The organism is Alcanivorax sp. HI0083, from assembly GCF_001635175.1.
Window position 1 is genome coordinate 1 of sequence record NZ_LWFX01000053.1, and the last position, 1,534, is coordinate 1,534.

Sequence of the window (1,534 nt, forward strand, 5' to 3'; positions counted from 1 at the left end):
GTCGTGAACTGAACATCTACAGCTACGACCTGGATAACTACAATTTCGAACGCAAATGGAATAACCCGCGCTTCTGGGCCAACCCGGAAAACTGGGGGAAATACTGGTGGTAACCTTGGCATGGCGCTGCGTTCTGGCAATGGACGCAGCGCTGTCGTATGGTTGCGCCGTCAACTGAATTGATGGCCCACCATGATCGGACACCGTTTTCGCGAAATTTTCATTTTCTGGTGGCGGCACCTTGGCCCGCTGTTTCTGGTCACCGCCCCCTTTGCCCTGATCACTGAAGCCACCCAGTGGATCTTCGGCCCGTCGTTCGTGCTACCAGAAACCGAAGGGGCCGCCCTGCAATTCAGCGGCATCAGCCTGGCCATTATTTTACTGGTGCGCCCACTGGCGGAAGGTGCGCTGTATGTGCAACTGTCCGCCAGCAGCAACGGCAAACCCCGCGGCCTGCTGGCCTGTATCGCCCCGGCACTACTGGTTTACCCACCCTTGCTGCTCACCTATGCGCTGATGGCCATTGGTGTGTCTTTAGGCTGGATGGCCCTGTTTTTCCCGGCGGTGTGGGTCTACACTCGCCTGTGTTTCGCCCCTCTGCTGGTGATACTCAAGCAGCAAAATCCTGTCGACGCCCTGCGCCATTCTTTCCAGATGACCCAGGCCCAGCAATGGCCGCTGTTACTGGTGCTGGTGCTGGTATTTCTCGCGTACCTGATGATGAGCAGCCTGGTGGCCAGTGCCATTCTTGGCGTGGTCAGCCATGCCGCCGCGGCCTCGTTACTGGCGGCCCTGCCCGTTTCACTGCTCAGCGCGCTGGTCAATATTGCTGTGTTCCGCTACTGGTCGCTGAGCCAACAAGGCGATTCGACCAACCCAGGCTGACCGTTACCGACCGCGACCTGACCCCTGAACAGGTACATTCGCTCCAAGTCGTCATGGCAAGAGCGGATTTTGATGGCATACTCATCAGACAGACTGCCTGACAGCCACCTGACGACGACGCATCAACCGGGGAAATTTCGTGCCACAACACACCATGCATCTTAGCTGGGCCGCCCACGGCGACCGGGAACATTACCTCTGGCATCTTCCAGACGGCAATGAAGTGCGCGTGGTCGATGGCCACCACGGTCATCAGGAATTCATGGAACCGGAAGAAGCCTTCCTGGCCGCCCTGGCCAGCTGTCACTTACTCTCGTTCCTCACCGAAGCGGCCCGCGAAGGGCTGTCGGTGGCCAGTTACGATGATGATCCACAGGGCGTACTGGGGCAGAACGATCAGGCAAAGATTTATATGCAGACCATGGTCCTGCAACCGTTGGTCACCTTTAACGGTGAACAACCGGACATCACCACCATTCAGGCCCTGCACCAGCGTGCCCACGAGAAATGCTTTATCGCCCAGTCAGTGAGAAGTGAGGTGCGGATCGAACCGCGACAGTAGACCGGCAGTCGGTCACTGAGCACAAAAAAGGCCACGCTCAGTCCCTGAACGCGGCCTTTTTTCTTTCCCAATCAACACCCGCTCCCG

The 1,534-nt window shown here is 58.0% G+C and carries 3 protein-coding genes; all 3 read left to right on the plus strand.

Annotated elements, in window-relative coordinates; all coding sequences use genetic code 11:
• Positions 1-14 precede the first annotated feature (14 nt).
• The 3 genes from A3754_RS28380 (at position 15) to A3754_RS00555 (ending at position 1,447) form a co-directional block, all read left to right on the plus strand.
• Positions 15-113, plus strand: a complete 99-nt coding sequence (locus A3754_RS28380) for a DUF6231 family protein (protein WP_255363092.1) — start codon at positions 15-17, stop codon at positions 111-113.
• 79 nt (positions 114-192) lie between these two features.
• Entirely contained in the window at positions 193-885 is a 693-nt protein-coding gene (locus A3754_RS00550; protein ID WP_063518559.1) for a hypothetical protein, read from the plus strand.
• A gap of 139 nt (positions 886-1,024) precedes the next feature.
• Positions 1,025-1,447, plus strand: a complete 423-nt coding sequence (locus A3754_RS00555; RefSeq protein WP_231880427.1) for an OsmC family protein — start codon at positions 1,025-1,027, stop codon at positions 1,445-1,447.
• Positions 1,448-1,534: the final 87 nt, after the last annotated feature.